The organism is Bacteroides sp. AM37-9, from assembly GCF_003603455.1.
Taxonomy (GTDB): domain Bacteria; phylum Bacteroidota; class Bacteroidia; order Bacteroidales; family Bacteroidaceae; genus Bacteroides; species Bacteroides xylanisolvens.
Genome location: NZ_QTNF01000007.1, coordinates 1 through 2,045 on the forward strand (window position 1 = coordinate 1; position 2,045 = coordinate 2,045).

The 2,045-nt window shown below is 35.9% G+C and carries 3 protein-coding genes; all 3 read left to right on the plus strand.

The window, feature by feature from the left end:
* Positions 1–981 (plus strand): DUF3871 family protein (locus DW862_RS06745; RefSeq protein WP_120067528.1); only part of this gene is annotated, 981 nt, incomplete at its 5' end.
* Between the two features lie 312 nt (positions 982–1,293).
* Entirely contained in the window at positions 1,294–1,566 is a 273-nt protein-coding gene (locus tag DW862_RS06755) for a hypothetical protein (protein WP_004321010.1), read from the plus strand.
* 154 nt (positions 1,567–1,720) lie between these two features.
* Positions 1,721–2,045 (plus strand): tyrosine-type recombinase/integrase (locus DW862_RS26300; protein WP_243636453.1); only part of this gene is annotated, 325 nt, incomplete at its 3' end.

Below are 2,045 nucleotides of genomic sequence, written 5' to 3' on the forward strand. Positions count from 1 at the left end.
ACTAGTAGAAACTTTGGTGAATATGCAGAAGAAGCGGTAATAATTGAAGAGCCTGTTGTTAAATCAAGTGTATCGTTTTTAGATGCTAACACAAATCCCGTTACATTGGAAGAATTGACAACTCAATGCGTTGTACCTACATGGGCAAACCAAGAGTTGACAATCGCACATCAGGATTTTATATCATGTGTGCATGATGCAGCCAGTTCTTTTTATGCAGGGGAGACAGTAAATGCGCCTGATATTCGTTGCAGTCATATTGTACGTGGCAGAATACCCCAAGCTCTTGGAAAGAAAGCTTCTGAACTGTTGGAATGTGAAAAAACACAATTCTATCAAAGACTTGCTTTTGCCTTTACCATTCCAACTATTTATGAGACAATAAATGGGCAGAAACTTGAATTGTGCGTGGGTGGAGTAAGGAACTATTCAGACTTGAACCTCTATCGTTCAACAAAAGGTTTGGAGAAATTCTCTTGCTTTATTGGGTGGCGTGTTCGCATTTGTAGCAATCAGGTACTCACAGGAGAAGGAGTTAAGTTCTCTATGGAAGTTTCAAATATTGGTGAACTCTATAGAAATGTGCTTGACTTGTTTAACAATTTCAATCCTGCCAAAGAAATCCATTTGATGCAAACTTTATCCAACACTTCACTTAGTGAATCACAGTTTGCACAAATCATTGGTCGTTGTCGTTGCTATCAAGCATTGCCAATTGGTTATCAGAAATCAATACCTAAACTATTGATAACTGACAGCCAGATAAACAGTGTTTGCCGTGACTTCTATCACAACGAAGCGTTTGGAATGAAAGATAATGCTATTTCTCTTTTCGATTTTCACAATTTGCTCACCCAATCCAACAAAAATAGTTATGTGGACACTTATTTGCAACGGGCAGTTAATGCAACGGAAATCAGTGTTGGAATTAACAACGTTTTACGTGGAATAGATGACAAATATCAGTGGTTTCTTAGTTAGTGGTATTTGAGAATATACAGGATTGTCAAATACAGAAAAAGGGCATCTATATAATAAAGTATAGGTGTCCTTTCTTTATTATATCACTTATTAATAATCAAAGATTTATGTTACAAACGTTAGTAGTCGTTACATTTTGGATTATAGTTTTCTTTATTGCGTGTGCAATCTCACCTGTTGTATTCTTCTTGATGATTATCTGGACTATATACAAGATTATTACGGTGAAGTAGTACATTAAAATGCAGAAAAAACAAAGAGCATCCATACAGGTGCTCTTTTTATTTATAAACCTCTTAAATATTAAAGAATATGGTAATAGAAGGCAGTCGCGAATACAAGGCAGCGCAAGAACTTGAAAGAGCCTTGAACGATTATAGTTGGAATCCTAAAAGGTTTGCTGAAAGTACAAAGTGTTACCACCGTACACTACAGCAGGAATTAATAAAAACCATAGTGGAGATTATTCGCATGGTTGGTAGTAAGGACTATGGTACAGACCTTAGGAATCAGGCATCACACGAACTTTGCAAACGGATAGTTGACAGTGGCGTGTTGGATGAAGCTCACCTACCTTTTATATAGGTTGAATGAAGTAAGGACATTATTTGCTTAGTGTCCTTGCTTTATAATATTCACTTTGTTAATTAGTGAATGTTTAGCTAATAATCAGTAGGTTAGATATTCCAACTCAAAATTAATATTCACTTATATTAGTTTCACTATAAAACAGAACGTTATGTCACTTAAATATTCAAGTACAACAGCAGATTATCTGCAATGGAGCGAAGCAATGAACTTAGTAAGAAAGTTGGCAAGGGATAGTAATTATAAGATGTCACTTCTTATCGCTTTGGGTTGCTTCACAGGTCTAAGAATTTCTGATATTCTTGCTTTGAGGTGGAATCAGATACTAGATGCGGAAGAATTTACCATTACAGAGATTAAGACAGGGAAGCAAAGGACAATTAGGATTAATATGCAGCTACAGCAACATATCAGAGATTGTTATGAGCATATAAATCCAGTTGGCATAAATGCACCTGTATTGATAAGTCAGAAGG

Coding starts and splice junctions, on each gene's coding strand:
- DW862_RS06755 (WP_004321010.1), top strand. CDS start 1,294: ATGGTAATAGAAGGCAGTCGCGAATACAAGGCAGCGCAAGAACTTGAA.